Source organism: Paenibacillus suaedae (assembly GCF_032337355.1).
GTDB lineage: Bacteria > Bacillota > Bacilli > Paenibacillales > Paenibacillaceae > Paenibacillus_B > Paenibacillus_B suaedae.
Genome location: NZ_JAVYAA010000005.1, coordinates 163,903 through 189,545, shown reverse-complemented (window position 1 = coordinate 189,545; position 25,643 = coordinate 163,903). Strand labels below are relative to the sequence as shown.

Below are 25,643 nucleotides of genomic sequence, written 5' to 3'. Positions count from 1 at the left end.
ATTTTTTTATTATTCTCCATTCTGTTCTCCGTTGTCATTGCTTCTAGCCCATTCATCTATCCATTGAATGGCAGCCATCCGATCGTTCCAGGTGCGCGTTAATATGCGCTGCAGAAGGATTGAACGGCTTGCCGATAATGTCCTTGCTGCGATCCATGCTTCAAGCGGGCAACGGTATAGAGCGCTCAGTAACAATCGTTCAGGTGGTGTCCAGGGCTTCACTTGCCCATATCCCTGCAATAGGGCCTCAATGTGGGCAAGGTTGAAATGAGTAGTGTTGAACAATGTTTTCGTAATCTCATAATAAGCAGAATCGATTCTTACTTGATCCCAGTCGATGAAATAAAGTCCGTTCGGGCTCATAATAACATTCGGCGAAGTGATATCACCATGAATTAATGTGGGATGATAGGTTTCCTCATTTAGGAGCTGTTGTACTTCCATTTTGTTGATGATGCCTTGCGCTTCAGCAGCAAGCTCTGTACATTGCGTGCCGTATGTCCTGAACCATGATGCTCTGCTTCTGCTCCTGCGCAGTGCCGGAAGCTGGCGGCGAAATGCAGCGTCTTGCTGGAATAGATGCTGTACTACCTTATGCGTAACTAGAGGTGTTGGAGGGAGAATTCCTTGGCAGCAAGTATGAAGTACAGCCAAGGCCTTGCCCAACTGCTCGAAGTCCTGAGCATGCTGTGGTCGATTCCCCTCTACCCATTCCATCATGTAGTACGGCCTGCCACGGCGGCTCACCCACATTCTCCCGGACGATGTGGACAGCCAACGGGGGAGATGAGGATAGCTCTGTTCCTTAAGCATCTTCACATAAGCCGAAATTCGGATAATTTGCTGCTTCGTCGTCAGCTTGGTTAAAACCTTAGACTTATAAAAAGGTTTAATGACGAAGATCCCTTCCTCTGTAGTCGCCCGGTATGCTGCCGTAGATTTATACAGGGAACGATATGGTTTAACTCTCCTTAGATGCAACCCATATTGCCTCGTAATCGTATGAAATTGAAACTTAGATAACCGACGAGCCACTTCTTCGATGTCCCCCTGTCCTTATACATCTCACGCAAGGAATGTCTATCGTCAGTGTATTCGAGGAACTAGAAGTGGACACAGGCGAGTGTGCCATTCGATTGGCGCTCTCTTGAAGATTGTTCAGTAAATGTTCAGCAAGCTGGAATATAATGTTGTCTAATGAGATTCCGAGGTGGAGTATGGAGACACGAAAAGGCAGAATATTGTTGACTGCGGTGACTTTGCTAGCGGCTTTGTCGCTGCATATGTATTTGTCGTTAAATGGTCTAAATCATTATTTGGTCGTGGTCATGTCAGCTTTGGCCCTGTTATTCTCGTGGCAAGTTGGCAAGTACATCGATCGATTACGATACGAACGTGATACGGATCCGTTAACGAGGACGCACACCCGCCCGGCAGCATTGCGCCTGTTCCGTGCAATGTCCAAGAAATCAATCAAAGCCAATCACAAAGTGGCTGTCTATTTCATCGACATCGATAACTTTAAGACGATTAACGATAGTTATGGTCATCATGTCGGTGACACGATGCTGAAGAAGGTAAGCAGTCAGCTGCTGCAAACGAAAATTCCCGGCAAGCGGGTTGCGCGCTGGGGCGGAGATGAGTTCGTTATTATGGTTCCTTGTGCGGATGATAAGGAAGTGCATATTGTTCAGCATACCTTGCTATCCCACATTCAGCTTCCGACGAGTTACCAGCAGACACCGTTGTCTATCTCCATAGGCTGCTCAACATTCCCTAGTCAAGGCATGAGTCTGAATGAACTGGTGGACATTGCGGATAAGCAGATGCTATGGAACAAGCGTCAGAGCAAGTCGGATGCCCATCGGAAGCGAACTGCGACTCTATCAAATGGACATTGCGAAGAGGCGTCATCACGCCGATGCATAATGGAAAAATAGTGAAACAACTGACGGCTTTCCTCGTATTGTCTTCTACACGACATCGACCTCGCTTGGTGGACAAGCATGTTTGCAAGCGATACGGAGCATCGGAGGGGCAATCAGTTGGAGAAGACAAAACTAGTTCGTATCTTTGATAAGCAAGCTGCTCAATACGATAAGCGCCGCGAAGATCCGAAGCAGCGAAAATGGAGAGAGAAACTAATCGGCAGCGCAGCAGGGGACGTGCTTGAAATTGCAGTTGGAGCGGGGGCTAACTTCCCTTACTACCCATCAGGTGTGAACATTACAGCTACCGATTTCAGCGAGGGAATGCTGGATAAGGCGAGGAAGGCGGCGAAACATTACCGGTTGAATGTCAATTTCATATGCTCGGATACGGAAGAATTGAGCTTTCCTGAGCAATCCTTCGATACCGTAATTTCCACGCTATCCATGTGCAGCTATCAGAATCCGATGCTGGTGCTGCGCAACATGCGTCGCTGGTGCAAGCCTGATGGCAAGCTGCTGCTGATGGAGCACGGGATCAGCTCGAAGGCGGCTGTATCAGCGGTGCAGAAGACGCTCAATCCATTGCTATATCGCTTTACGGGCTGTCATCATACACGTAGCATCATGGATATGATTCGCGGCGCGGACATCAAGATCGAACGGGAAGAGAGCTACTGGCTTGATATGGTGCACGTTGTGTGGGCGAGACCGTAGCAGCATCGAGGAATGATTGTGGTAAATAGAGACAGCCTGTATTCCACAAGGGAATTAGGCTGTCTTTCTTGTTGATCGGGCTGCAAGCTATGCTGTCCATCATTTCAGTATTAATTCAATCATGCCGCAAAGCTTCTACAGGCTTCAAGGAAGCTGCTTTGTTGGCAGGGAATATGCCGAACACGATGCCGATGATCGCGGAGAAAGCAAATGCGTAGATGACGATATCGACTTGGATGGCGGTAGCAACGGACAAGAAATGGGTCATGGCAAAACAGGCGCCATAGGCGAGCCCAATCCCAGTCAAGCCGCCCAGTCCACTAAGAACAACCGATTCAATGAGAAATTGCAGTAAAATATCGCGTTTCTTGGCACCGAGCGATTTGCGAATGCCGATTTCCCGCGTACGCTCCGTGACAGATACCAGCATGATATTCATTATCCCAATTCCCCCGATAATGAGGGAGATGCCAGCAACACCTGCCATCATTGTTGACAGCGTCTTCGTGATCGAGCTCATCGTCTCCTTGACATCCTGCTGGTTGAAAATATTGAAGCTGTTCGTATTGCCGCGGAACAGCTTCGTCAGCTTCTCATTCAGCTGGTCGACGACCACGCTCATGCGTTCTTCCTGGGAAACCTTAATGTTGACGGAGCGAACGCCGGCCGATTGGGACATTCGCTGCGCAGTCGTGATGGGGATGAGAACCTTCTCGTCATTCGATCCGCCGAGCGAGCTTCCCTTAGACTCCAGCACGCCCACGACTTTGAATCGAGCGCCATCGAGCAGTATCGTTTGCCCGATGGGATCTGCTCCCTTGAATAATTCAGCTGCCGTATCTACGCCAAGCAGGGCCACTCGGGAATAGCCTGTGACGTCAAGCGGCACGATATAGCGTCCGCTTTGATTTCTGAAGTCCTTCACCTGCTCATATTCTGGCGTAATGCCTTCTACAGTCACGGATGCAGATTCGGTCGTCCCGTTCTTGACGGTCGCACTCCCAGATACGATAGGAGCCAAGCCTTCGATATCCGGTATATCATCTGCGAGATGGATGGCATCCTCCAAAGTTAATGTCGTTTGGCTGCCTCGACCCATAATGTTCACGGACAACTGATTCGTTCCCAGGCTTTGCAGGGATTGCTCGACTGCATTGGAAGAGCCTTGGCCCATGGCCATTAAGGAAATAACGGTAGCTACACCAATTAATATCCCCAGCATAGATAGGAAGGTGCGCAGCTTATTGGAACGGATACTGTGCCATGACATTTTGAATCCTTGCGACAGCTTCACGCCCATTCCCCCTTTCTTCGGTCAGGCTGCCGTCATTCATGAAGACAACCCTCTTCGCACGAGCAGCAACCTCCATGTCATGAGTGATGAGTATGATCGTATGTCCTTCTTGATTCAGCTTCTCGATCAGTTCGAGTACCTCGTGTCCCGTCTTCGTATCCAATGCTCCAGTTGGTTCATCTGCAAGCAGGATGGGCGGGTGTGCGGCCAATGCGCGAGCGATGGCTACCCGCTGCTGCTGCCCGCCGGATAGCTCGCTTGGCCGATGCCCAATCCTATCCTCCAAGCCCACCTGCTGCAGTGCCTGCAGTGCTGCTTCCCGTCTCTCTTTATTGCTTAATCCACGGTAGATGAGAGGCAGCTCAACATTTTCAATGGCGGTCAGCTTAGGAAGCAGGTGAAAGCTTTGAAAGATAAATCCGATTTTGTGATTGCGAATGTCTGCAAGCTTGTTGTCGCTCAGGCGACTTACTTCTACTCCATCCAGCGTATAACTTCCTTCACTTGGCGTATCCAGACAGCCAATGACGTTCATCAACGTCGACTTCCCTGATCCAGAAGGGCCAATAATGGCTACAAAATCGCCATACTGAATATCGAGATTGACGCCTTGGAGAATATTGACCTCTTCCGATCCCATTCGATATGACTTCTTAACGTTACAAATGGAGATGATGCTTTGATTATTAGACATGTTTGCCATGACATTGGCAGTATTGGCAAGCTGCTTCATTGGCGACCGCCTCTGCTTCCCATCGAGCCACCCTGGAAGCTCGCTCCCCCAGGGAACCCACCTCCGCCAAAGCCCATTCCATTCTGGCGCTGTCTTTGCTCGGTGGTACTGCTACCGCTGCCTGCCTTGCCCTGTGGGGTGGCAATTAAGACAGCATCACCAGCTTGAAGCCCGGATGTGATCTCGGCATAAGTGTCGTTGCTAATCCCAACGACGACTTCCTTAAGTGTGCCGCCCATTGCTTGTCTCATATCCATACGTCCATTGTTTCTTGTATTTTCTTGACCAGTTTCCCCGTTTCGGCTTGTCAGTTCTCCAGATGGAGTGCCTGAATCGCTGCGGTTGGCTCTAGACCAGCCACCAGCAGCATTTCCATTGCCTGTATTTTGCGGGTTGTCCGCCTTTCTATCCTGCTTATTCGCGTCGTCGGCATTGCCTTGTCCGCTAATTGGTTCCTTGCCATCGTTTGCTGCAGAAGAGGCGCTTCCAGCTTCGCCTGGAACACGTACATAATGCTTATTGCCCATCGCGATAACAGCCTCGACGGGAACGAGCACGACATCATTCTTAGTCTGGGTAACGATCTCCGCTTGACCGGACATGCCGGCAAGGACGCCATCCGGCTTGGTTAGGCTGATGCCGACCTCATAGGTAGCGACACCATTGTTGCTGTTGCCCTCTTTTCCAATTGAAGTGATTTTTCCAGTAAATTGTTGGTTGGGGAAGGCATTGAGTGTAACTTGCGCTGACTGTCCGGATTGAATCGATGGAATATCAAGCTCGTCAGCTGACATGATAAATTCAAGTTTGGTATAGTCGGCGATGACCGCAACTACGGTATTTTCATTCACATCATTGCTTGTTTCAATCTGGCTTTCCTTAATTGTCCCTGCAGCTGGAGCAACTACATCGTGATTCTCTGCTTCTTCGGCCTGTAGGCTGGCGAGTGTAGATTCATTTTGCTCGATTTCTAAGTCGAGGGATTCCATGTTCACCTGAATGGACTCCCGGTTCTCCTCAGGTGCCTCCTTGTACTGCTTCTGAAACTGCTGCATTTGCAATTGTTGCTTTTTAAGCGACAACTCCGTTTGCTTGATTCGCTCTGAGTTGTCTGTCTTCTTGAATACAACAAGCGTCTGGCCTTTTTTTACTTGATCACCTACTTTGAAGTTGATTTTGCTGATCGTACCTTTATAGCCAGCCTTGACGTTGTTCACCTCCGACACGCTAACGGATCCAGATCCGGATACCTTTGTTTCCATGTTCCCCTTACTTGCTTGTACGGTTCTTGTTGGCAAATTAGCAGCTGATGGCTGTTCTGCCGGCCGCTGGGTCAAATACACAGCGGTGGCTGCACCTGCTACAAGCAGAATCCCTGCCACATACACCCATTTTTTCATCGTCTCTATCCACCTTTACCGGTTCTGTTGGGCATTCAATCGTTGTGCCCGCTGAACTTAGGGTACTTACTATAGATGAATGATCCATTAAAGCACACTGAGTAAAAACTGAGCATTAGCTGAATAAACGCTGAAAGTGAAATAACAGACTACATTGCGGAGGAAGTGGAGCGGCTAGAAGCTGCCAATAAAGCAGGGGGTAATGTAGTGATGAGCCTCATTTTCATTTTCACAGTGAGATCAGTATAATAGAGCCTATATTTCAATGCAGACATCGAGGGGGCATCATGGCAAAACGAAAGTGGATCATAGGCCTGATCGTCCTTGCAGCTATATTCGGTTATGTGATTGTTCGATTCTTGTCTTCCACACTTGCAATCGAGCGTCTAGTTGGGCAGTTGGAGACGGGTACAGACGCAGGGCAGCAGCAATCGCTTAAGCATGTGGTGCTCATTGCCCAAGAGCTGGATAATCCCTTCTGGCGCACGGTGGAGCAGGGGGCGAAGGAAGCGGCTGCACAGCGGGACATGGAAATCGAATATACCGGACCCATACGCATTAACCCGTCGGAGCAGATGAGACTGCTGGCCAAGGCCATTGCCTCCAAGCCGGATGCCATTTTGACACAGGGAATCAATGAGCCGCGGTACGATGAACTCGTAGGCAGAGCAATGGATCAAGGCATTCCGGTTATAACGGTGGATTCCGATGCACCGGACAGCAGACGGTTCGCTTATGTCGGAACAGATAATCGGGCGGCTGGTGTACAAATGGGTGAATTGGTCGTTCATGGCTCAGCATACAAAGGGAAAATAGGCATCATCTTAGGCAGCGAACTGGCTGACAATCAACGGAAGCGGCTGGAGGGATTCAGATCCATCATCGATAAGGCTTCAGGCTATGAGATCGTAGACGTGCGTTCATCGAATATATCTCGCATCGAGGCAGCGAAGCAGACGAAGCTTATGCTGAGCGAGCATCCGGATATACGAACGATTATCGGGTTTAGTGCGTGGGATGCCGCAGGGATCGTGGAGGGATTGCAAGCTGCGAATAAGGGGAAGATTAACGTATTTGGCTTCGATGATGTAGAGGCAACTAGGCGTGCGATTGCTCACGGAGACATCGTGGCAACGCTCGTGCAGCAGCCAAGGGAGATTGGCGCCGAAGCAGTATCCATTCTGCAGCAAATATTTGCGGGCGAGCCGTACGCAGCAACTCAATATACAAGTACTAAGGTTTTGGAACAATGATGAATATACGGAAAAAGCTATTGATTTTCATTCCGGCGCTGCTCGTCTTGAGCAATGGCGTCTCCTTTTTCGTCTTCCAGAGTGGAAGAACCGTACAGCAAAGCTATAACGTCATGCTGGAGCGGGTATTGATGTACAGGCAAATTGCAACCCAAACCGACAGCAATCTGCGTGCCTTGAACATCTATTTGTTAGATCAAAGCGATCGATCGCGCGAAGAGTATCTTCGTGAGGCTCATAGTCTGAAGTTGATGAGAGATCAATTGACGGAGCAAAAAACGAATGCTCCATCCGCCGGAGCGGACGTGCGTAATTATCGCAATCTGCTGAACACGTATATCGAAGAGGAAGCAGGTGTGCTAAAGGCGTGGGGGGAACCGAGCTCTCTGCGTTATGTGCCGCTGTATGAGGAACTGGAAGCGACGGCAGGGTTCATCCGAGAAGAAGGGCATCAATTGATTGATGCGGAGCTTCGTTATTATCAGCCCTTCTACCGGCAGATCTTCACGCACACAGAAGCGATGAATCTATGGGGAATCGGACTTTTTATTATCAATACGCTGCTAAGTATCATGCTTGCCTATTGGCTATCGCTCGGCATTACCGAGCCAATTAAGAAGCTGGTTCATGCAGCGAGAGCAATTTCCCGCGGCAACTTGCAGACGAAGCCTCCACAAGTGGAGGGCAGCAGTGAAATTCGTATGCTGTCTGAGGCGTTCGGGCGCATGCAGGATGATCTTCTGCAGTTGATTGAAAAGGATAAGGCGAACTTGGAGAAGGATCGGCTCGTGAAGGAATTGGAGCTCAAGGCGCTGCAAAATCAAATGAACCCGCACTTTCTGTTCAACTCTCTTAATGTGCTTGCCAAGCTTGCCTTGTTAGAAGGTGCGGAACGAACTAGCGATTTAACTGTGTCGATGTCTAACTTGCTCCGCTATAATCTGCGCAAGCTGGACCAGCCTGTACCGCTCCGAGATGAAGTGGAGCAAGCGAAGGAGTATTTCACGATTCAGCAGGCTAGATTCCGTGATCGAATCCAGTTTGTTACCCATATTGATGAAGCAGCCTTGGACGTGCTCGTTCCTGTGCTTACCCTGCAGCCGATTTTGGAAAATGTATTTGTTCATGGCATTGAAGGCATGGAAGCAGGAGCGGTTGTAACCTTGTCCATTGAACGTGTACCGAGCGAGGTGCGAATCTCGATTGCAGACAATGGCAGTGGCATGACGGAAGAGACGCGCAGCGCCCTGCTTCGCATGGGTGCAGAACCAGCAGATTCCCGATCAGGGGGACAATCTACAGGACTTGGAACGTACAATGTATTTAGACGATTAGAACTGTACTATGGCAGAACCGATCTGGTGGATATTCAGAGCGAGCCCGGAGAGGGCACAACCGTCTTGATTCGAATACCGGACAAGGAGGAACACAAGGGGCAACAGGATATTGGCAGGATAATGACTCCTCGATAATTGGAGGTATCCTTACTAACATGTGAATCAGAAAGGAGGGAGAACATGTATCGATTGCTAATCGCTGATGATGAGGCATTAGAGCGGGAGGGCTTGGAGTGGATTATTACGAAAATGATGCCGGATACCTTCGAAGTTATTCATGCAGACAATGGCCGTACAGCAATTCAGAGGGCCGACGAGCATCGCCCTCATATCGTCATGATGGATGTCCGAATGCCAGGCATACAGGGATTGGATGCCCTGAAGGAGATTAAGGAGCGCCATCCACTCGTCAAAATGGTGCTCGTTACTGCGTATGAATATTTCGACTACGCGCAGCAGGCACTATCTCTTGGAGTGAAGGAATACTTGGTGAAGCCTGCAAAGCGGGATCAAATTGTAGCTGTGCTGCAGCGTCTGGTTGATGAGATTCGGGATGAGTGCGGGAAGCGTGACGAGCAACTTGCCATTCGGGATAAATTTTATCAACTGCTTCCCATGGCTGAGACGGAGCTTGCCCTTGCCTTAATGGCGGATCAAGTTCATAAGGCAGACGCCTTGCAGCTTGCTGATATTTTGGAGCTGTCGCTCGATCGAGGGTATGCGCTAGTGGTTGCGATGAATGGAATGAAGTCTGCTGCGGGCCAATCATACGAAGACGAGAAGCAGTTCGCGATCGACGTATCGAAGAGTATATTGAAGGAGCAGGTAAAGGAGAGACACAGCTGGATCGTCAGTCCGATTGTGCATGAACATATGGCTGTTTTTATTTTGGGCAAGGGAACGGCAGAGGCTGGTTCTATGCAAGAGGAAGTGCAGGGCATCGGATCAGAGCTTATCGCAGCTTTGCGCAGACAATGCGGTCTTGAAGTTACGGTCGGAGTTGGGACGCTTCAGCGGCACGTTGAAGGAATACGGCGTTCCTATTATGAAGCAGTGTTTGCCTCGACGTATCCAAGTTCGTGGGGGAGTCTATGCCGATTCGAGGAACTGCAACTGCCTGCAAGTAATGCTTCTTGGCTGCCTGATGATCGGGTTGAACGAGGAACATCTGCTGAGGGAGCGTATGTAGAGCAAGCAATTAAGCGCATCCGTGAGGAACGTGAACAGCAGACATGGAATGTGGTCGATCGTGCTGCTGCATACATCGTAGAGCGATATCAGGAAGAGTTGTCTCTAGAGGAAGTAGCGGACCATGTCCACTTGAATCCGCATTATTTCAGCAAAGTATTCAAGCAGCAGACAGGAGAAACGTTCATTGATTATGTCACGCGGCTGCGGATTGATAAAGCGAAGGCACTCATCTTGGATGGGCAATTCAGCCTGAAGGAAGTGTGCTATATGGTCGGCTACAAAGATCCGAACTACTTCAGCCGTGTGTTCAAGAAGGTAACGGGCGTAACGCCAACCGAATATCGAAGTACGGAGAACTAAGTCCATGCCCATATGTCGGCATGGACTTTTTTGTCCTCCAAGACAAGAATGTGCTAGTTTGTGGCCAATGTTTGGAATCCGTGCGAGCAGGGAACGATATTATGCTGATGATCCGCAAAGAAGTGAAGGGTTTCATCGACATGATCGGACAAGCTGAATGTTATAATGAAGCTCCAGTCTTCATTGATTTTACTCAAAGGGGTATAAAATTATGAGTACGCAACAAGGCGAACACAATCAAATAAATATGAAGTATGTTACGCTCGTATCGATTGTAGCCGCACTCGGAGGCTTGCTGTTTGGATTTGACACTGCTGTTGTCTCTGGTGCAATCGGTTTCATGAAAGAGAAGTTCGGTCTGTCCGAATTTCAAGTCGGCTGGGCAGTATCCAGCTTAATTGTAGGATGTATCGTCGGGGCGGCAAGCACAGGCATACTGGCTGACAAGTTCGGCCGAAAAAAGGTGCTTATCGCAGCTGCGCTGCTGTTCATTGTTGGTACAGCAGGTTCTGCAATTCCAGCAACATTCTCGGGTTATATCAGTGCCCGTATTGTTGGTGGTCTCGGAATTGGTATTACATCTACACTCTGCCCGCTCTATAATGCGGAGATCGCGCCTGCGAAGTATCGAGGCCGACTCGTTGCATTGAATCAGCTAGCGGTTGTAACAGGTATTTTCCTCGTCTATTTTGTTAACTTGGGCATCGCTGGCGCTGGCGATCACGCTTGGGGCGTGGAGAATGCATGGCGCTGGATGTTCGGTGTAGGTGTTATTCCGGGCGTACTGTTCTTGGTTCTCCTGTTCTTCGTACCAGAGAGTCCAAGATGGTTGATTACACAGGGGCGGGCAGCCGAGTCTCTGCCAATCCTATGCAAAATCCACGGCGATGAGCTGGCACGCAAAGAAGTATTGGACATTAAGGAATCGTTCAAGCATGAAAAGGGTTCGCTCTCGGATCTATTCAAGCCAGGTCTTCGTTTGGCACTCATTGTTGGTGTCGTGCTTGCTGTGCTTCAGCAGGTAACAGGTATTAACGCGGTTATGTATTACGCGCCAGAAATCTTCAAGCAAGCAGGTGCTGGAACGAATGGCGCATTGATTCAAACGATTCTCGTCGGTTTCATCAACTTCGTGTTCACGATTCTGGCATTGTGGTTGATCGATAAGGTCGGCCGTAAAGCATTATTGATCGTCGGATCATCCTTGATGGCGGTATGCTTGCTTGTGATCGGGTTTGCGTTCCATACAGGTCATACCTCTGGAATGCTGGTGCTTATCTGTATTCTGGTGTACGTTGCTGCCTTCGCGATATCGCTTGGTCCAGTAGTTTGGGTCGTGATGTCTGAAATCTTCCCGAACCATATTCGTGGCAAGGCTACGGCGATTGCATCCATGATGCTGTGGGTAGCAGATTATATCGTGTCCCAGTCGTTCCCGCCGCTGCTTAGTTCCGCAGGGCCAGCCATTACGTTCTGGATATTCGGCATACTGGCGGTGTTCACCGTCCTCTTTAGTTGGCGCGTCGTCCCCGAGACAAAGGGGAAATCGCTGGAGGAGATCGAGAATATGTGGACGCAGTCCAAGGCTTAATCATAGAGATTGTTGCATCTTATATAACCACTCTGTTTTCCGTTAAGGCGGTTAACAGGGTGGTTTATTTGTTATCATGGCGAATGTGGATTGACAAGAAAAGGAAACCGTGTTTCAATATGAGTGAATTTAAAATTATTCATTCATGCGAGGTCATTCATACATGGATAAGAAGCAGAACATCTTTCAATGTGCATCGGAATTATTCCACGCCAAAGGATTTAAAGACACCAATATTTCAGACATTGCAAAAATGGCGGGAATAGCGGTAGGAACCTTTTATAACTATTATTCCTCGAAAGAGAAATTGTTCTTTGAAATTTATATGAAAGAAAATGAAATAATGAAAAAAAGGATGGTCGAGTCCCTTGATATGAATCAAGATCCCGTAATCCTTGTAAGAACATTAGTGGAGCAGAATATCAGTGCTATGAACTCTAATAAAGTGCTTAAGGAATGGTATAATCGGGATCTTTTCCGGGAATTAGAGCAGTACTATGAAGAAGTCAAAGGAAATGATGATACGATTCGCAGCTTAACCATTGAGTTATTTAAAAAGTGGAAAGCGGAAGGACGAATCAGATCGGATATTGATGATGAGCTTTTGCCTGTCTTCTTTGACTCACTAGTCTATATCGATTCACACAAGGAAGAAATCGGGGTTCACCACTTTCCGCAACTGGTACAGTATTTGTCGGAGTTCATTATGAAAGGCTTAACGAACTTCGAAAAATAGAGGGAATCCGGCAGCGATCTTTTTATGCCCTATAATGAATGAATAAAAAAATATTCATTCATTATACATTGAGATCATTGTACAGTCGGTGTGATTAAGCAAGGGGGTGATTCCGCTTGTAATGCAATTCGAGTCATGGGAAAGATGTGAAAATATTTCAATGGAGGTTCAAACATGAGACGAACAGGGGAAATCGTGTTTAGCATCATTGGAGCAGCATTAAATCTCATCATGATCGTAATCGGAGTCGCTTTCTTATACCTCAAAGATAATGCAGCATATATGGACTATTTGCATGCCAATTGGAATGACAGCCAGATAGCTACTTCGATCGATCAGATGAATCAATCAGGTACGCTGTGGATTCTCCCTGGATTTGTAGGCATTGTGCTAAGTGTTATGGCTATTCTTTTATTGAGGCGCAATGGCAGCCCAAGGCTCGCGGGATGGCTGCTTATTTTGGCAGCGGTGGTGCCTTGTGTGATTTCGGTGTTCGGGTACATCCCGGCCATATTCTTTGTTATCGCTGGGGTGATGACACTCGTTCGAAAGACAGGCGGAAGAAAGGTACAGCTTCGAAGATAAGGGGAGAAGCTGAATTTCAACAAGATAAGAAATCAAAAGGAGCTGCTTAGACGAAGTAGATCAAACACTTGCCGAGCAGCTCCTTTTGTCAGGCCTTTTTATTTTTGAATATAGAAGATGAGTTCCTGTCCATTCTTAACAGGGTCTTGCGCGAGTGTGTAGCCGTGCTTCACCACTTCTTCCGGTACGTTCTTGAAGGCGGCTGGACAGTCCGCAATCACTTGCAACACTTGTCCTTTCTCCATGTCCTGCAATGTCTCTAACGTGTAGATAACGGGATATGGGCAAGGTTCTCCTCTAAGATCCAATGTGAAATCGATCGTCATTATTTTGCATCTCCTTTTTTGAATCCGACGCCGAAGCGGTAATTTTTTTGCCAGTAGCTAGCTACAGCATAACCGATTGCAAGCAAAACTAGTGTGACAATTAGCGCCCAAGCCGGGCCCATCACAGAAATGAGATTGATCTTCGCCCCACTCTTCACGAGCAGGTCGAATACGCCAAGATGATCCCAAGCGTAGGCAAGGGCAGTAGCGCCAATAATGTTGCCGATGAATACAGGCAGGAAGATCACTTGTCCTTCCATGAGGCGGTACATCATCCCTGTCTCACAGCCGCCCGCAAGGACAATGCCAATGCCGAACAGGATGCCGCCGACGAATGTGCTTGGTGCTGCCATTTTCGTAATCGGATCGACGCCGTTCACGAGAATAACGATGAGCGTTAGGACAGAACTGATTGCCATCCCGCCGATAATAGCCTTGGTCATCGTTGCGCGCCCGCTAATCCACAGATCGCGGAAAGCGGAGGTGAAGCAGATCTGTCCTCTTTCGATCAAGATGCCGAAGGCAGCCCCGAAGATGGCGGCAACGCCGAGCATTGTCTTGCCTGCTAGGAAGAAGTACACGATAAGTCCTGTATAAGCCAGTGCAACAAGCCCGCCGATATAAGGCTGAACTTTTCTTGTTTGTTGAATAGTAGGCGCGGCATTCCCTTTTTGCAGGATCGGCTTGCCTTTCCACCATTTGGTACTAACAATTTTCACCCCTGCATAGGTACCGATGGCGGTTGCCACCATGAAGATCCAAGCATGGAACGAGAATTGCGGCACGCCTGTGAAGAAGGCAGCCAAGTTGCAGCCAAGCGCGAGCCGTGCGCCTGCACCTGCGATAATGCCGCCGATCAGGCCCTGTACTAAGCGGCGCTTCTGCTTCGGCATGCGGATCTTGAAGTTGTTGCTGAACAGAATCATGATGAGCGCGCCGATGAACATGCCCCAGACGATCCAGCCGTCCGTGCGCTCGAATGTCGAACCCTTCATTTGTATCAATTTGAAGTAAGCCCAATCGGAGATATCGACGCCGAACAGCTGGAGGATGTGTCCTCCAAAGCGCGTAAACTCGCCGGTGACGGCCCATACCGTGTTGGTAATGCCGAAGTACAGCGCGCTGAGTACGCCTGCGATGCCGATGGCAACGTAAGGGCTCCAGTAGTTGGTGAACAGCTTGCGTAATGAATCTTTCATTTTCCCCTTACCCCTTCAATCCCTCATAGTTAAAAGTGAGAACCCGATCTAACTATATGGATTTGTTTGTGTGCGGCAATTCACATCCGATCATGAGATGAGATGCAAATAAAACCATTCTCCATTTTACTACAAACTGCTTACTAGCGGGGGGAATTCGGGATGATACTTTTTTACCACATAAGGAAATTGAAAAAAAATGATCATCACGTGTCACAAAATGAGCACCTTATCTGTCTTAGCTTATGTAACGAACTCTAAGATGAGGTGAATGGGATGAAATTGCGATTTAATTATCGAACGGCAAATGCCCCTGCTTATCAAGCCATGCAGACTCTAGACAAATTTGTCAGCAGTACACTTGATCCGGTGATGCTTGAACTCATTAAGATACGAGCTTCTCAAATCAATGGCTGCGCCTTCTGCATCGATATGCACACAGCTGATCTGATGAAGATGGGTGATCATACGAACCGCATCATGCTGCTCAGTGTGTGGAAGGAAGCACCGGTATTTACTGACAAAGAAAAGGCTGTTCTGGAATTAACGGAATATGTGACAGAAATAGCTGATGCGGGTGTGCCTCAGTCGGTTTATGAGAAGGTACGAGAGCATTTTAATGAGAAGGAATATGCAGATTTGATTCTTGCGATTGCGACGATTAACTGCTGGAACCGCATTGCCATTTCGACAGGAATGCATCCAGGATGTTTCGATAAGTAGGGAGGAGCCTTGCGCTCCTCTTTTTCTTCTTTACTCGATGGATCAGAATAGCTTTGGAATGATAGAATGGGGGGCAAAGGAGTGGGAACATGGATGTAACAGAGCTCCATTCGCTTCATGTACAGGAAGCTGAGCCTGTTGAACAATTGTATCGCAGCTATCGAACTTTAGCGTTTTCCATTGCATATCGGATGCTGGGCACGGTGTCTGATGCGGAGGATGCCGTGCAGGATCTGTTTGCAGATATGGTTGGCAGGAACTTGGACGATGTCAGGCATATCAAGGCATATATCGCCAAGTGGATGACGAACCGATGTCTGAATGTACTGCAATCTTCCCGTCGAACGAGAGAGACGTATTTCGGCGAGTGGCTTCCAGAGCCTATCGTTGAACAAGGAGAGCAGCCCGATCAAGTGGCGGAGCGTGTAGACTCGTTGTCCTATGCGTATATGGTTATGCTTGAGCGGATGACCCCGATGGAGAGAGCCGTATTTCTGCTGAGGGAAGTATTCGAATATGAGTATGAGGAAATCGCAGATATTGTCGGTAAGTCGACTTCCAACTGTCGCAAAATATTGAGCCGCGCCAAGGAACACGCGCGAGAATATTCCCCCACTGCTAGTCAAGATACGGATGCTAGACGGACGCTCGTCTCCAAATTCGTTACTGCCTTTCAGCAATATGATTTGGAGGCATTGTTGTCCTTGCTGTCAGAGGATGTGCGACTGACTACCGATGGAGGAGGCAAAGTCCATGCTGCCATGCGGCCTATTATAGGCAGAAGCCGAGTACTGAGATTGCTTACTTCTCCTAAAGCGTTCGTGGCGCTGCGAAGCTGGGATCTCTCCTTCACTATGGTAAATACGAGCATGAATATGGTGTATCGGGAGCAAGGAGTTGTGAAGGCGGTATGCTGCTGTGAGCTAACGGCTGAGCAAGATCGCATAAGCAACGTTTATGTTATATTTAACCCGGATAAGTTGGATCATATATCGTTGTAGATAGGAGCAGGAGGAATGACGGTGACACTGGACGAAGTCATGGCTAAGCTGGAAGCGATGGGCACAGAGCAAACAAGGAAAACGTTCCTCCGACATGGGGCGCAGGAGCCGCTGTTCGGCGTAAAGATCGGCGATCTGAAGAGGCTGGTTAAGGAAGTTAAGAAGGATCAGCAGCTTGCGCGTGCGCTTTTCGATACAGGGAATAGCGATGCGATGTATTTGGCAGGGCTAACGGTCGATCCATCTGCAATGCCCAAGGAGCTTCTGCAATCATGGGCTCAACAGGCACACTGGCATATGATTGTAGAATGTACGGTAGCTGGTGTGGCTGCAGAAAGTCCGTATGCTCTCGAATTAGCACGCGAATGGATGGCATCCAGCGAAGAGCTGATTGCGACATGCGGCTGGAGCACCTATCTGCACTATATCTCGATTACGTCTGACGAGAAGCTGGATATCGAAGAATTGAGGAGAATGCTTGCGCTCGTCGAATCGACGGTTCATCAGGAACGCAATCGGGTGAGGTACGTGATGAATCAATTTGTCATTGTCGTAGGCTCGTATGTACTGGCTTTGCATGATGAAGCAATGCGAGTGGCAGAGGTCATTGGCAAGGTGCAGGTCAATATGGGCGAGACAGCTTGCAAAGTACCGGAGGCGGCGGCCTATATCCGCAAAGTGGAGGCCGCAGGCAAGCTCGGCGCTAAGCGCAAGACATGCATATGTTAAGGTGAAGCACAGGAGACGAAATCCTGTGCTTTTATTTATTATCAGCCAGGAGCGTAGAGGCAAGCGATTAGATTTGTCAGGATAAATCGGTAGTGTCACGAGTCCGAATTGGCGTGAGCAGGTATACCAATGGAGATCGGTCATAGGGCTTTATGACGACAGGACTTCGTGTGCCAGACAGTTGAATCGACAGCATATCGCTGCCGATTGAGCGAATGAGCTCGTGTAAATATTTCCCGTTCAGGGCAATGAGGGCATCGTCACCTTCACAATCATGGATATCAATATATTCCGATACATCTCCAATTCCATGAGCCTGGGCGCTAAGCTTCATTCTATGACCTGAAGTCTGCATATGAATAACGTGCGAGTCGCCAGAGAGAAGGATTGCACGTTCAACAGCCTGCTGCAATTGCGAAGTATGAAGCGTGATAGAGCTTTTAAAGGCAGGAGGGACTGTAACAGAGGGGAAATGGCCTCTAAGGAATGTACAGTGCATCATCCAATGCTCCGTGGAAAACTTGGCCTGATTAGAACTGACTCCAACCTCGAGTTCGTTCTGCTTGTCCCCAAGTAATTTCGCTACTTCCAAGAGCTGCTTTGCAGCAATGATAATGGGTGGGTAATCGCCAGACTGGTTGGATTGTATCCGATTCCACTCTACGGTTGTAGAAGCGTAGCGAACCCCATCTGTTGCGCGTAGTGTGAGAGAATCATGACTGATCTCGAACAGCACTCCAGCCAATACTGACGCGTGTTCTGCTGTAGAGGCGGCGAATGCAATTTGCCGAATGGCCTGCTGTAGAGACAGACAGGAGATACGGAACAAAGACGTGTAACGATTAACTGGCACAGCGGGAAATTCATCTGGAACCATGCCACAAATGCGGTAGACGGCCTGTTCCGTTGTAATTTCCATGACATGCTGTTCATTGAGTTGTAAGGATATATTGTCAGCAGGGAGCGCACGGATGATCTCAGTGAAATGCTTAGCAGGGACTACACTGCTTCCTGTTTGTTGAATATCGAGTTTATCTTGCTGTATAGGGACTTCATATTCAAGTATCATGCTGGGTTGACTGGAGGTAAGTGTTAATCCCTTGGAAGTTGCTGTGAGTTTGATTCCGGATAAGATGGAGCTCGTAGTGTGGGAAGAGATAGCTCTGTTCACTACTCGTAGAGCACGGGCAAGGATATCTTGCGAAATGTTAATCCGCATTCGGAATCCCACCTTTAGTCTCGGAGTCTAGAGCAAAATAGGATTCAATAATGTGCCTAATCGCCTCTGAACGTGAAAATTCATTCGCATGGCAATGTTGTTCGAGGGTTTCCCATATTGCTTCAGGTAGGGTTAGAGATATTTTCTTCGTGTCACCGAAGCCTTTTCTGCCTGCCCCTGGACGGGATCCCCCTTTTGTGAAGAGCATACTGATCTGGCCATCCTCGTTCGGAACGCCGATCCTCATATTATTTTGCATGTGACACCCCTGGTCTCTTTTGAATTAAGTAACCATATTCAAATACTACGGTACTTATACTGTAACATGCTTCATGATTGGAAGGCAATATAAGGAAAACAAAGGTTGGCTGCTCGTAATAATAAGATATTGACTTCGAGTTGACTCGAAGTACTACAATACAGCCATCAACGAAGAAGCTGCTGAAGGAGAGATGGCTTGTGTGGAATATCAAGATGACCGTAACTGAATATGGAGGTCCGGAGATGCTGCAGGCTGTGCAAGAGCCGCTGCGTGCGCCCGATGCAGACGAAGTTCGCGTGAAGGTGCAGAGTGCTGGTGTTGCACTGGCGGATATTATGCGCAGGGAAGGTCTGTATCCGATGTCGCCTGAGGTACCTTTTGTTCCCGGATATGATGCGGTTGGGATGGTAGATGCAGTTGGAGCTGGGGTAGAACAATATGCGGTAGGGGATCGCGTTGCTGTATTTTTTAACGGCACAGGCGGATATGCATCACATGTGTATGCCCGAATGGATGAGGTTGTTCCGATCCCTGCGGCAATAGATGCTACTGAGGCGGCAGCTTGTATGCTGAATTATGTGACAGCCTATCAGATGCTGCACCGCATCGCGAATGTATCGGAGGGGGAACGAATCCTTATCCATGGCGCGAGCGGCGGTGTAGGGACAGCGTTGTTGAACTTGGGGCGATTGGCGAAGCTGGAGATGTACGGAACAGCATCGGGAGCGAAGCATCAGGTTGTTGCAGCGTATGGCGCGTTACCGATAGACTATCAAGCAGATGACTTTGTTGAAGTACTCGCGAGCATTGCTCCTGAAGGAATGGCTGCCGTGTTCGATCCGATTGGGGGCTCCAATTGGGAGCGTTCTATGCGGACATTAGGTTCGAATGGACGATTTGTAGGTTATGGCTATACATCCGTACTGGAACAGGGTCATAATAACAACTGGGTCAAGGATTGGACAGGGGTGGCTGCCCGCGGGACAACGGAGAGCGGGAACCCTGTGCATATGTATAGTATTACTGCGCTGAAGAAGGAACGATTGGATTGGTTCCGTGAAGATGTGCAAGCCGTTATGTCCCTACTGGAAGCGGGTAAGATCCATCCGCTTATCTCTCATCGGATACCGCTGCAAGAGGCAGCTTACGCGCAGAATTTGTTGCAAGAATCCCGTTCTGTTGGGAAAATCATTCTTGTGGGAGAGGTGTAGGCGGGATAACTGAGAGGAGCTAATGAAGGGATGTATTCCATTGGGGAAGCAGCACGATTAACCGGGATATCTGCATATACGCTCCGATATTATGAACAGATAGGCCTTCTTCCTAGTCCGCAGCGGCAGGGAGGGAAGCCGGAAGGTGTAAGGCAGTATAATGATCAGGATTTGAGATTCATTCAATTTATCTATGGACTGAAGCAAACGGGCATGAAGCTGGAAGACATCGCCGCGTTTACTGAGGATGGATGTCTATTGTCTGGCGAGCGTCTGCCACATGATATAGAGGATACGTTACATAAACGAATGGATATACTTGATCACCATCTTGCGCGATTATCTGCCCAAATCGAGCAGTTGGAGTCTGTCAGAACGACGGCCGTTGGGAAAAGAAAAATGTATGCCGCAATGCTGCATGAACAGCAAAAGAGCAACAACGATCAAAAGGACTAACCTTACAAGGCTAGTCCTTATTTCTTTTATCGCTCACACGTTTAAGGGCAACTTTCTAAACATTCTGAACATTGCAAACTCGTGACTTCCCACTCATCCTAGTTACGAATCCAGCAGTTTATGTCTCAATGCTTGTACTTTCTCCTCAGGCAATCCAATTGCCGCTAAATAACGCTCTGATCCTCCATATGCTGCATGTAAATGTTGAAGCATCATCTCCATGTTGCTAGGATCGCATCCTAGGAAGCGTTCATATAAGTCAGCGGGCATTCCTTTTGGCCGACCGGCGCGAAGCTCATCCATAATAGGGAGGAGACATTCAGCTGTCATTGCATAATCTTCAATAATGGTTGTATGCGGTACACCTGCCAGATCCAGAAGCAAGGCAGCTACCATACCGGTTCGATCTTTGCCAGCTGTGCAGTGGAAGAGGACGGCTTCGTCAGAAGGATTAGCAAGAATTTCGAATATTCGTAGGAATGCACCTTGGCTATTGTCCAGCATACTGACATACAGATCGCCTAGACTGTTAACTTGAGGTTGGTTCGTGGTCGCTGGATTCAGAAGGTCGACATTATGATAGGCAATGTTGTCGGAATCAGCAAATGCATCCTTGGCGACGCTCACCTCTTGCGCGTGACGCAAGTCGATAACCGTATGAATTCCGCGTCCCAGCAATAGCGCTTGGTCACGCTCGGTCAGCTTGTGCTGGCCATCGCCGCGATAGAAGCGCCCCCATTGGATTGCACGTCCTTCTTTTGTTGAATATCCCCCTAGGTCACGCACATTGCATGCGCCTTCCAAGCTGATGATTCGTTCATTTTGCTTTGGCTGTGGTACGAATTGATTGTTGTCTTCGATCATTGTTTCTATCCGCCTCTCATGAAGTAGGTAAGTCTATGCTATCATAGACAACAGGAAAGGGACATAAGCGGAAATGGGCAAAATAGACGCAGGGGACAGACATTTATAGCAGCAATGAGGTGTCTTTATGAATATTACATTGGGCCTGTTCGCCCATGTGGACGCAGGGAAAACGACCTTTGCCGAGCAAGTGCTGTATCATACGCGAAGCATACAGCAACGGGGAAGGGTAGATAACAAGGATGCATTTCTAGATAGCCATGAGATTGAGAAGGAACGCGGCATCACGATATTTGCGGATCAAGCCGTGATGACATACAAAGGCAACACCTACACACTTATCGATACACCCGGCCACGTCGATTTTTCCGCGGAAATGGAGCGGGCGATACAAGTCATGGATGTGGGCGTCATCATTGTAAGTAGTGTGGAGGGTATTCAAGGGCACACCGAAACGGTATGGAAGCTGCTGCAGGAGCGGGGAGTGCCAACAGTCTTCTTCTTGAACAAAATAGATCGAGTGGGTGCGGATGTAGATCAGGTCATCGCAGATATCTACGAGAATTTGACCCCAGATATCATCAACATGACATCTTATGATCCGGATCAAGGGCTGAGTGAAGAGATCATTGCCTTCATGGCTGAGCGGAATGATCAGTTGTTCGAGCTCTATATGGAGGAAGGCTATGAGCAAGCAGTATGGCTGAGGGAGATGCGGCATATGCTTGCCGAGCGCAGATGGTTCCCTTGCGCATGCGGTTCGGCGCTTCAGGATGTAGGCGTGCAGCAGGCTTTAGAGCTTATCCATCAATTCGTACAGACTGAATATTGTACGACGGGGGAAATGGCGGGACTGGTGTATAAAGTCCGCTATGATGATCAGGGAACTCGTACGACCCATATGAAGGTCACGAGCGGGACGTTGTCTGTTCGGGATGAAATCCGATATGGAACAGAAGCGGATACCATCCTTGAGAAGATTACATCTATTCGTATCTATAATGGGCAGAAGGCGCAGAATGTCGAGCGAGTAGAAGCAGGACAGCTATGTGCGGTTACGGGGCTTACGGCTGCTTCTGCAGGAGTGGGTGTCGGCGCCTATAAGGACACTGCTATCTATCATATTGTACCTACACTCAAGTCTAAGGTTATCTTCCCAGCCGAGTTGCACGTGAAGGAGGTGCTGGCTTGCTTCCACCGGTTGGATGCGGAAGATCCTGCTCTTCGTGTGCAGTGGGATGAGCATGTTCAGGAGATTCACATTCACGTCATGGGTGCTATTCAACTGGAAGTGTTAGCGCGGATCGTGAAGGAACGGTTCGGCATAGCGGTATCCTTTGCGGATCCTGAAATTCTCTATAAAGAAACGATACGCTCTGCTGTGAACGGATGCGGACACTTCGAACCGCTTGGGCACTATGCGGAAGCGCGCTTGCGTCTGGAACCTGGAGAACGAGACAGCGGCATTCAGGTGTTCAACGAGTGTCATCCCGATGAGCTTGGCGTCAATTATCAGAATTTAATTATGCAGCATGCGCTGGAACGGGATCACCATGGGCTGCTAACGGGGGCGCCGCTAACAGATGTGCGGATTACACTGCTTACGGGACGAGCACATAACCGCCATACGAGCGGCGGGGATTTCCGAGAGGCTTCTTTCCGTGCGCTGCGTCAAGGGTTGGAGCAGGCGGATAACGTACTGTTGGAACCGTATTACGACTTCAAAATAACGGTGGATACGGATGATATGGGCAAGGTAATGGCGGATGTGCAGAAGGCGCATGGTACACTTGAACCCCCTGCATTTATCGGCAATAAGGCGGTCATCACAGGGAGGGTTCCGGTCTCCACTTTCATGAACTACAGCACGGAGCTTGCCGCCTATACACAGGGCAAAGGGATGATTCAGCTTCTATTCGGCGGATACGATGTGTGTCATAATGCGGATGAGGTGATTGCACGCAAGAGCTACGACAAGGACGCAGATCCGGCCTATACATCCTCTTCCATCTTCTGTGCCAAGGGACAGGCGTATCGAGTTCCATGGGATGAGGCAGATTCCCATATGCATAGTGAATAACATAGCTAATAACGGAGCTAGAATTTTTGTGCATCAGACCTACGTGTACAAGGAGGATCGTGCCCATAAGATTTCATTTCCGTACTACCATAAAGAAAGGCTGTCCAACAGAATGGGGAATCTCCCAACTTGGACAGCCTTCTTCCGTTCCTCTATTTTAGACAGAACGCGTGAAGCAATTATTCAGCGCCTTGCTGTTCGAACAGCTTCACAATTTCAACAATGACCTCCGTAGCCTTCTGCATATTATCGACGGACACATATTCATAGCGTCCATGATAGTTCTCTCCGCCTGTGAAAATGTTCGGTGTAGGCAGTCCCATATAAGACAATTGTGAACCGTCTGTACCGCCGCGGATCGGCTTGATATCAGGCTCTACGCCAACGTTCTTCATCGCTTTGTAGGCAATGTCGACTATGTGCTTTACAGGTTCGATTTTTTCACGCATATTGTAATACTGATCCTTCAGCTCAATGCTGACGCGTTCAGCTCCATACTTCTCCTGCAAGCTCTTCACGATGTTCTCCATGTTCTGCTTGCGAGCGTTAAAGTTGTCTCGATCGAAATCACGAATAATGTAGCGCAGCTTCGTCATCTCGACATCGCCGCTAATGGAGGACAGATGGTAGAAGCCCTCGTAGCCTTCAGTCGATTCAGGCGCTTCTTCAACAGGCAAATGGCTGTTGAACTCCATGGCTATTTTCGCTGCATTGACCATTTTGTTCTTGGCTGTACCTGGGTGAACGTTCTTGCCCTTGAAGGTCAAGGTAGCCTGTGCAGCATTGAAGCTCTCATATTCCAGCTCGCCAAGCGGGCCTCCGTCTACCGTGTACGCATAACGAGCATTGAAGGCTTCTACATCGAAGCGATGAGGGCCTCTTCCGATTTCCTCGTCTGGCGTGAAGGCAACGCGAACCTTCCCGTGCTTGATTTCTGGATTGTGAATCAAGTACGCCATCGCTGTCATAATTTCAGTAATGCCAGCTTTATCGTCTGCGCCAAGTAGTGTTGTGCCATCAGTTGTAACGAGCGTATGCCCGATGTAATTATGTAGTTCAGGGAAGTCCTTGGGCGAGAGAACAACGCCCTGTGCTTCATTTAGCACGATGTCCTTGCCGTCGTAATTCTCAACCAGTTGAGGATTCACGCCTTCGCCCGATAGTTCGGTAGCTGTGTCCACATGGGAGAGGAAGCCGATTGTAGGAATGTCCTTGTCTGTATTGGCAGGAAGCGTAGCCATGACGTATCCGTTCTCGTCCATTGTCACTTCTTCCATGCCGAGCGCTTTCAGCTCATCTACGAGCAGGCGAGCCAAGTCGAGCTGTCCAGGTGTGGAAGGGCAAGTTTCGCTGTCGTCATTGGATTGGGTATTCACTTTAACATAGGATGTAAAGCGTTCAATTAGTTCTTGTTTCACGACATTTCACCTCTGAATAGTAGCGTATCAATCTCCTTTCATCTTACCACGAATAGCAGGACTTTACCCTATTTGTGGCAGCGTCCCCTTGGAACATGTTTAAGAGGGGAGGGGGTGCCATTCCAACTTCTCATGAACCCTCCCTATTTTTGAATGGGGATGTGAATCCATATCGTCGACTGTGGATGCTGTGGTCCATAGAAGTCACGTCCATATACCTCGAAGTCTGCCCGATCATCGAGGCGAAGCGGTGTGTTGTTCAGCCATGTTCCCCAGATGTAATCGTAGGTGCTCCGGAGCTGCTGGGTAGAACCCTGATGCTTGAAGACAGCATAGGTACCGGCAGATATGGTGTACGACCGCATGCCGTGCGGAATGTCAGCAATACGCTCCACGGCGAATCCAGCCATATGCCCAAAAGTCGAATGCTCCGTGATGTCTCGGAACCTGACATCTTGTTGGGGTGGACATATTCCGTAGCTTGTGAGTTCCGACGTCAGAGCGCGGATTTCATGACGACGTTGAAGTAGTTCCTTCCACAGTTCCGGTATCGTATTGTGATCGGGAGAGACAGCCCCACTAACCCCTACGACATGAATATCATTCACGATATCTGTAATGCTTGGGACAAGGCTAATGGAGTCAAGCCGATGCTGCAGGCGATCGTCCAGCAGTGCATCCTTCTCGAGGAAGATGGGACGTCTGCTGCGCTTACGGAAACTGCCGGGCGTTGTACCGAAGACTTGCTTGAATGAGCGGGAGAAGGCCTCTTGGGACTCAAACTGAAACTCTAAGGCAATGTCCAATATGGAGCGCTCACTCGACAGTAAGACTACAGCAGCTTCGGTTAGTCTACGTTTGCGAATGTAGTCGCCGAGTTTCTCCCCTGTCATTGCAGCAAAGATACGATGAAAATGATAGTACGACAAATGGACAGAGGCGGCTACACGCTCTGCATCCAGCCGCTCTGTCAGATGCGATTCGATGAATCGAATCGCTTGTTCAATCTGTTCCTTATAGGTTTGCATAA

At 48.8% G+C, this 25,643-nt stretch carries 25 protein-coding genes; 14 read left to right on the top strand and 11 right to left on the bottom strand.

Going from position 1 to position 25,643, the window contains the following annotated elements:
• Positions 1 to 9 precede the first annotated feature (9 nt).
• Positions 10 to 1,035: a phosphotransferase gene (locus RQP50_RS20350; protein WP_315746532.1), complete on the bottom strand. Its 1,026-nt coding sequence runs from the start codon at positions 1,033 to 1,035 to the stop codon at positions 10 to 12.
• 182 nt (positions 1,036 to 1,217) lie between these two features.
• Here RQP50_RS20350 and RQP50_RS20345 point away from each other — a divergent pair, with 182 nt between their 5' ends.
• Complete coding sequence (locus RQP50_RS20345) at positions 1,218 to 1,940, top strand: GGDEF domain-containing protein (RefSeq protein ID WP_315746531.1); 723 nt, start codon at positions 1,218 to 1,220, stop codon at positions 1,938 to 1,940.
• Positions 1,941 to 2,006: 66 nt separating this feature from the next.
• On the top strand, positions 2,007 to 2,645 hold the full coding sequence (locus RQP50_RS20340; RefSeq protein ID WP_315746529.1) for a class I SAM-dependent methyltransferase: 639 nt from the start codon (positions 2,007 to 2,009) through the stop codon (positions 2,643 to 2,645).
• Positions 2,646 to 2,760: 115 nt separating this feature from the next.
• Here RQP50_RS20340 and RQP50_RS20335 read toward each other — a convergent pair whose 3' ends face one another.
• The 3 genes from RQP50_RS20335 to RQP50_RS20325 are packed head-to-tail and all read right to left on the bottom strand — an operon-like array spanning position 2,761 to position 6,072.
• On the bottom strand, positions 2,761 to 3,945 hold the full coding sequence (locus RQP50_RS20335) for an ABC transporter permease (RefSeq protein WP_315746528.1): 1,185 nt from the start codon (positions 3,943 to 3,945) through the stop codon (positions 2,761 to 2,763).
• A complete protein-coding gene (locus tag RQP50_RS20330) occupies positions 3,887 to 4,672 on the bottom strand; it encodes an ABC transporter ATP-binding protein (RefSeq protein WP_275936812.1) in 786 nt (261 codons plus the stop codon). Before RQP50_RS20330 ends, RQP50_RS20335 begins: the two co-directional genes overlap by 59 nt.
• Positions 4,669 to 6,072 (bottom strand): efflux RND transporter periplasmic adaptor subunit, encoded by a 1,404-nt coding sequence (locus tag RQP50_RS20325; protein ID WP_315746527.1) that lies wholly within the window; start codon positions 6,070 to 6,072, stop codon positions 4,669 to 4,671. The genes RQP50_RS20330 and RQP50_RS20325 overlap by 4 nt, the downstream gene beginning before the upstream one ends.
• A gap of 287 nt (positions 6,073 to 6,359) precedes the next feature.
• Here RQP50_RS20325 and RQP50_RS20320 point away from each other — a divergent pair, with 287 nt between their 5' ends.
• The 6 genes from RQP50_RS20320 (at position 6,360) to RQP50_RS20295 (ending at position 13,125) form a co-directional block, all read left to right on the top strand.
• A complete protein-coding gene (locus RQP50_RS20320) occupies positions 6,360 to 7,325 on the top strand; it encodes a substrate-binding domain-containing protein (RefSeq protein WP_072729206.1) in 966 nt (321 codons plus the stop codon).
• Entirely contained in the window at positions 7,322 to 8,797 is a 1,476-nt protein-coding gene (locus tag RQP50_RS20315) for a sensor histidine kinase (RefSeq protein ID WP_315746526.1), read from the top strand. The genes RQP50_RS20320 and RQP50_RS20315 overlap by 4 nt, the downstream gene beginning before the upstream one ends.
• A 45-nt stretch (positions 8,798 to 8,842) precedes the next feature.
• The gene (locus tag RQP50_RS20310) at positions 8,843 to 10,213 is read left to right on the top strand and encodes a response regulator transcription factor (protein ID WP_315746525.1); all 1,371 of its coding nucleotides are present in this window, start codon (positions 8,843 to 8,845) and stop codon (positions 10,211 to 10,213) included.
• Positions 10,214 to 10,424: 211 nt separating this feature from the next.
• Positions 10,425 to 11,804 carry a sugar porter family MFS transporter gene (locus RQP50_RS20305; RefSeq protein ID WP_072729203.1) on the top strand — a complete coding sequence of 460 codons (1,380 nt, stop codon included), beginning with the start codon at positions 10,425 to 10,427 and terminating at the stop codon, positions 11,802 to 11,804.
• Positions 11,805 to 11,967: 163 nt separating this feature from the next.
• Positions 11,968 to 12,540, top strand: a complete 573-nt coding sequence (locus RQP50_RS20300; RefSeq protein ID WP_072729202.1) for a TetR/AcrR family transcriptional regulator — start codon at positions 11,968 to 11,970, stop codon at positions 12,538 to 12,540.
• Positions 12,541 to 12,714: 174 nt separating this feature from the next.
• A complete protein-coding gene (locus RQP50_RS20295; protein WP_072729201.1) occupies positions 12,715 to 13,125 on the top strand; it encodes a DUF4064 domain-containing protein in 411 nt (136 codons plus the stop codon).
• A 98-nt stretch (positions 13,126 to 13,223) separates the two neighbouring features.
• On the opposite strand, the gene yedF is transcribed toward RQP50_RS20295, so the two are convergent.
• Positions 13,224 to 13,451, bottom strand: coding sequence for a sulfurtransferase-like selenium metabolism protein YedF (yedF, locus tag RQP50_RS20290; RefSeq protein ID WP_021260862.1), 228 nt, complete (start codon positions 13,449 to 13,451; stop codon positions 13,224 to 13,226).
• On the bottom strand, positions 13,451 to 14,650 hold the full coding sequence (gene yedE / locus RQP50_RS20285; RefSeq protein WP_174809079.1) for a selenium metabolism membrane protein YedE/FdhT: 1,200 nt from the start codon (positions 14,648 to 14,650) through the stop codon (positions 13,451 to 13,453). Before yedE ends, yedF begins: the two co-directional genes overlap by 1 nt.
• A gap of 276 nt (positions 14,651 to 14,926) precedes the next feature.
• Between yedE and RQP50_RS20280 the strand changes: the two genes are divergently transcribed.
• The 3 genes from RQP50_RS20280 (at position 14,927) to RQP50_RS20270 (ending at position 17,103) form a co-directional block, all read left to right on the top strand.
• Complete coding sequence (locus RQP50_RS20280) at positions 14,927 to 15,373, top strand: carboxymuconolactone decarboxylase family protein (RefSeq protein ID WP_315746524.1); 447 nt, start codon at positions 14,927 to 14,929, stop codon at positions 15,371 to 15,373.
• Between the two features lie 89 nt (positions 15,374 to 15,462).
• Complete coding sequence (locus RQP50_RS20275) at positions 15,463 to 16,374, top strand: RNA polymerase sigma-70 factor (protein WP_315746522.1); 912 nt, start codon at positions 15,463 to 15,465, stop codon at positions 16,372 to 16,374.
• A gap of 21 nt (positions 16,375 to 16,395) precedes the next feature.
• Positions 16,396 to 17,103: a DNA alkylation repair protein gene (locus RQP50_RS20270; RefSeq protein ID WP_072729197.1), complete on the top strand. Its 708-nt coding sequence runs from the start codon at positions 16,396 to 16,398 to the stop codon at positions 17,101 to 17,103.
• A gap of 76 nt (positions 17,104 to 17,179) precedes the next feature.
• Here RQP50_RS20270 and dnaN read toward each other — a convergent pair whose 3' ends face one another.
• Entirely contained in the window at positions 17,180 to 18,322 is a 1,143-nt protein-coding gene (dnaN, locus tag RQP50_RS20265; RefSeq protein ID WP_315746521.1) for a DNA polymerase III subunit beta, read from the bottom strand.
• Positions 18,312 to 18,581 (bottom strand): ribbon-helix-helix domain-containing protein, encoded by a 270-nt coding sequence (locus tag RQP50_RS20260; protein ID WP_072729195.1) that lies wholly within the window; start codon positions 18,579 to 18,581, stop codon positions 18,312 to 18,314. Before RQP50_RS20260 ends, dnaN begins: the two co-directional genes overlap by 11 nt.
• 200 nt (positions 18,582 to 18,781) lie before the next feature.
• Between RQP50_RS20260 and RQP50_RS20255 the strand changes: the two genes are divergently transcribed.
• Together RQP50_RS20255 and RQP50_RS20250 are read left to right on the top strand one after the other, a co-directional pair.
• Positions 18,782 to 19,795: a medium chain dehydrogenase/reductase family protein gene (locus RQP50_RS20255; RefSeq protein ID WP_083545117.1), complete on the top strand. Its 1,014-nt coding sequence runs from the start codon at positions 18,782 to 18,784 to the stop codon at positions 19,793 to 19,795.
• A gap of 30 nt (positions 19,796 to 19,825) precedes the next feature.
• Positions 19,826 to 20,251 carry a MerR family transcriptional regulator gene (locus RQP50_RS20250; RefSeq protein WP_072729194.1) on the top strand — a complete coding sequence of 142 codons (426 nt, stop codon included), beginning with the start codon at positions 19,826 to 19,828 and terminating at the stop codon, positions 20,249 to 20,251.
• Positions 20,252 to 20,353: 102 nt separating this feature from the next.
• On the opposite strand, the gene RQP50_RS20245 is transcribed toward RQP50_RS20250, so the two are convergent.
• Complete coding sequence (locus RQP50_RS20245) at positions 20,354 to 21,115, bottom strand: tyrosine-protein phosphatase (RefSeq protein WP_315746519.1); 762 nt, start codon at positions 21,113 to 21,115, stop codon at positions 20,354 to 20,356.
• 127 nt (positions 21,116 to 21,242) lie between these two features.
• On the opposite strand from RQP50_RS20245, the gene RQP50_RS20240 reads away from it, so the two are divergent.
• Positions 21,243 to 23,195, top strand: coding sequence for a TetM/TetW/TetO/TetS family tetracycline resistance ribosomal protection protein (locus RQP50_RS20240; RefSeq protein ID WP_315746517.1), 1,953 nt, complete (start codon positions 21,243 to 21,245; stop codon positions 23,193 to 23,195).
• A gap of 179 nt (positions 23,196 to 23,374) precedes the next feature.
• Here the strand turns inward: RQP50_RS20240 and pepT are convergent, their stop codons facing one another.
• A complete protein-coding gene (gene pepT, locus RQP50_RS20235; RefSeq protein ID WP_072729191.1) occupies positions 23,375 to 24,613 on the bottom strand; it encodes a peptidase T in 1,239 nt (412 codons plus the stop codon).
• A gap of 143 nt (positions 24,614 to 24,756) precedes the next feature.
• Positions 24,757 to 25,641, bottom strand: a complete 885-nt coding sequence (locus RQP50_RS20230; protein WP_072729190.1) for an AraC family transcriptional regulator — start codon at positions 25,639 to 25,641, stop codon at positions 24,757 to 24,759.
• Between the last annotated feature and the right edge of the window lie 2 nt (positions 25,642 to 25,643).

What these genes read in the sequence shown, in the direction of transcription:
- RQP50_RS20345 (WP_315746531.1), top strand. Translation starts at nt 1,218, where the DNA reads ATGGAGACACGAAAAGGCAGAATATTGTTGACTGCGGTGACTTTGCTA.
- RQP50_RS20340 (WP_315746529.1), top strand. Translation starts at nt 2,007, where the DNA reads ATGTTTGCAAGCGATACGGAGCATCGGAGGGGCAATCAGTTGGAGAAG.
- RQP50_RS20335 (WP_315746528.1), bottom strand. Translation starts at nt 3,945, where the DNA reads ATGGGCGTGAAGCTGTCGCAAGGATTCAAAATGTCATGGCACAGTATC.
- RQP50_RS20330 (WP_275936812.1), bottom strand. Translation starts at nt 4,672, where the DNA reads ATGAAGCAGCTTGCCAATACTGCCAATGTCATGGCAAACATGTCTAAT.
- RQP50_RS20325 (WP_315746527.1), bottom strand. Translation starts at nt 6,072, where the DNA reads ATGAAAAAATGGGTGTATGTGGCAGGGATTCTGCTTGTAGCAGGTGCA.
- RQP50_RS20320 (WP_072729206.1), top strand. Translation starts at nt 6,360, where the DNA reads ATGGCAAAACGAAAGTGGATCATAGGCCTGATCGTCCTTGCAGCTATA.
- RQP50_RS20315 (WP_315746526.1), top strand. Translation starts at nt 7,322, where the DNA reads ATGATGAATATACGGAAAAAGCTATTGATTTTCATTCCGGCGCTGCTC.
- RQP50_RS20310 (WP_315746525.1), top strand. Translation starts at nt 8,843, where the DNA reads ATGTATCGATTGCTAATCGCTGATGATGAGGCATTAGAGCGGGAGGGC.
- RQP50_RS20305 (WP_072729203.1), top strand. Translation starts at nt 10,425, where the DNA reads ATGAGTACGCAACAAGGCGAACACAATCAAATAAATATGAAGTATGTT.
- RQP50_RS20300 (WP_072729202.1), top strand. Translation starts at nt 11,968, where the DNA reads ATGGATAAGAAGCAGAACATCTTTCAATGTGCATCGGAATTATTCCAC.
- RQP50_RS20295 (WP_072729201.1), top strand. Translation starts at nt 12,715, where the DNA reads ATGAGACGAACAGGGGAAATCGTGTTTAGCATCATTGGAGCAGCATTA.
- yedF (WP_021260862.1), bottom strand. Translation starts at nt 13,451, where the DNA reads ATGACGATCGATTTCACATTGGATCTTAGAGGAGAACCTTGCCCATAT.
- yedE (WP_174809079.1), bottom strand. Translation starts at nt 14,650, where the DNA reads ATGAAAGATTCATTACGCAAGCTGTTCACCAACTACTGGAGCCCTTAC.
- RQP50_RS20280 (WP_315746524.1), top strand. Translation starts at nt 14,927, where the DNA reads ATGAAATTGCGATTTAATTATCGAACGGCAAATGCCCCTGCTTATCAA.
- RQP50_RS20275 (WP_315746522.1), top strand. Translation starts at nt 15,463, where the DNA reads ATGGATGTAACAGAGCTCCATTCGCTTCATGTACAGGAAGCTGAGCCT.
- dnaN (WP_315746521.1), bottom strand. Translation starts at nt 18,322, where the DNA reads ATGCGGATTAACATTTCGCAAGATATCCTTGCCCGTGCTCTACGAGTA.
- RQP50_RS20260 (WP_072729195.1), bottom strand. Translation starts at nt 18,581, where the DNA reads ATGCAAAATAATATGAGGATCGGCGTTCCGAACGAGGATGGCCAGATC.
- RQP50_RS20250 (WP_072729194.1), top strand. Translation starts at nt 19,826, where the DNA reads ATGTATTCCATTGGGGAAGCAGCACGATTAACCGGGATATCTGCATAT.
- RQP50_RS20245 (WP_315746519.1), bottom strand. Translation starts at nt 21,115, where the DNA reads ATGATCGAAGACAACAATCAATTCGTACCACAGCCAAAGCAAAATGAA.
- RQP50_RS20240 (WP_315746517.1), top strand. Translation starts at nt 21,243, where the DNA reads ATGAATATTACATTGGGCCTGTTCGCCCATGTGGACGCAGGGAAAACG.
- RQP50_RS20230 (WP_072729190.1), bottom strand. Translation starts at nt 25,641, where the DNA reads ATGCAAACCTATAAGGAACAGATTGAACAAGCGATTCGATTCATCGAA.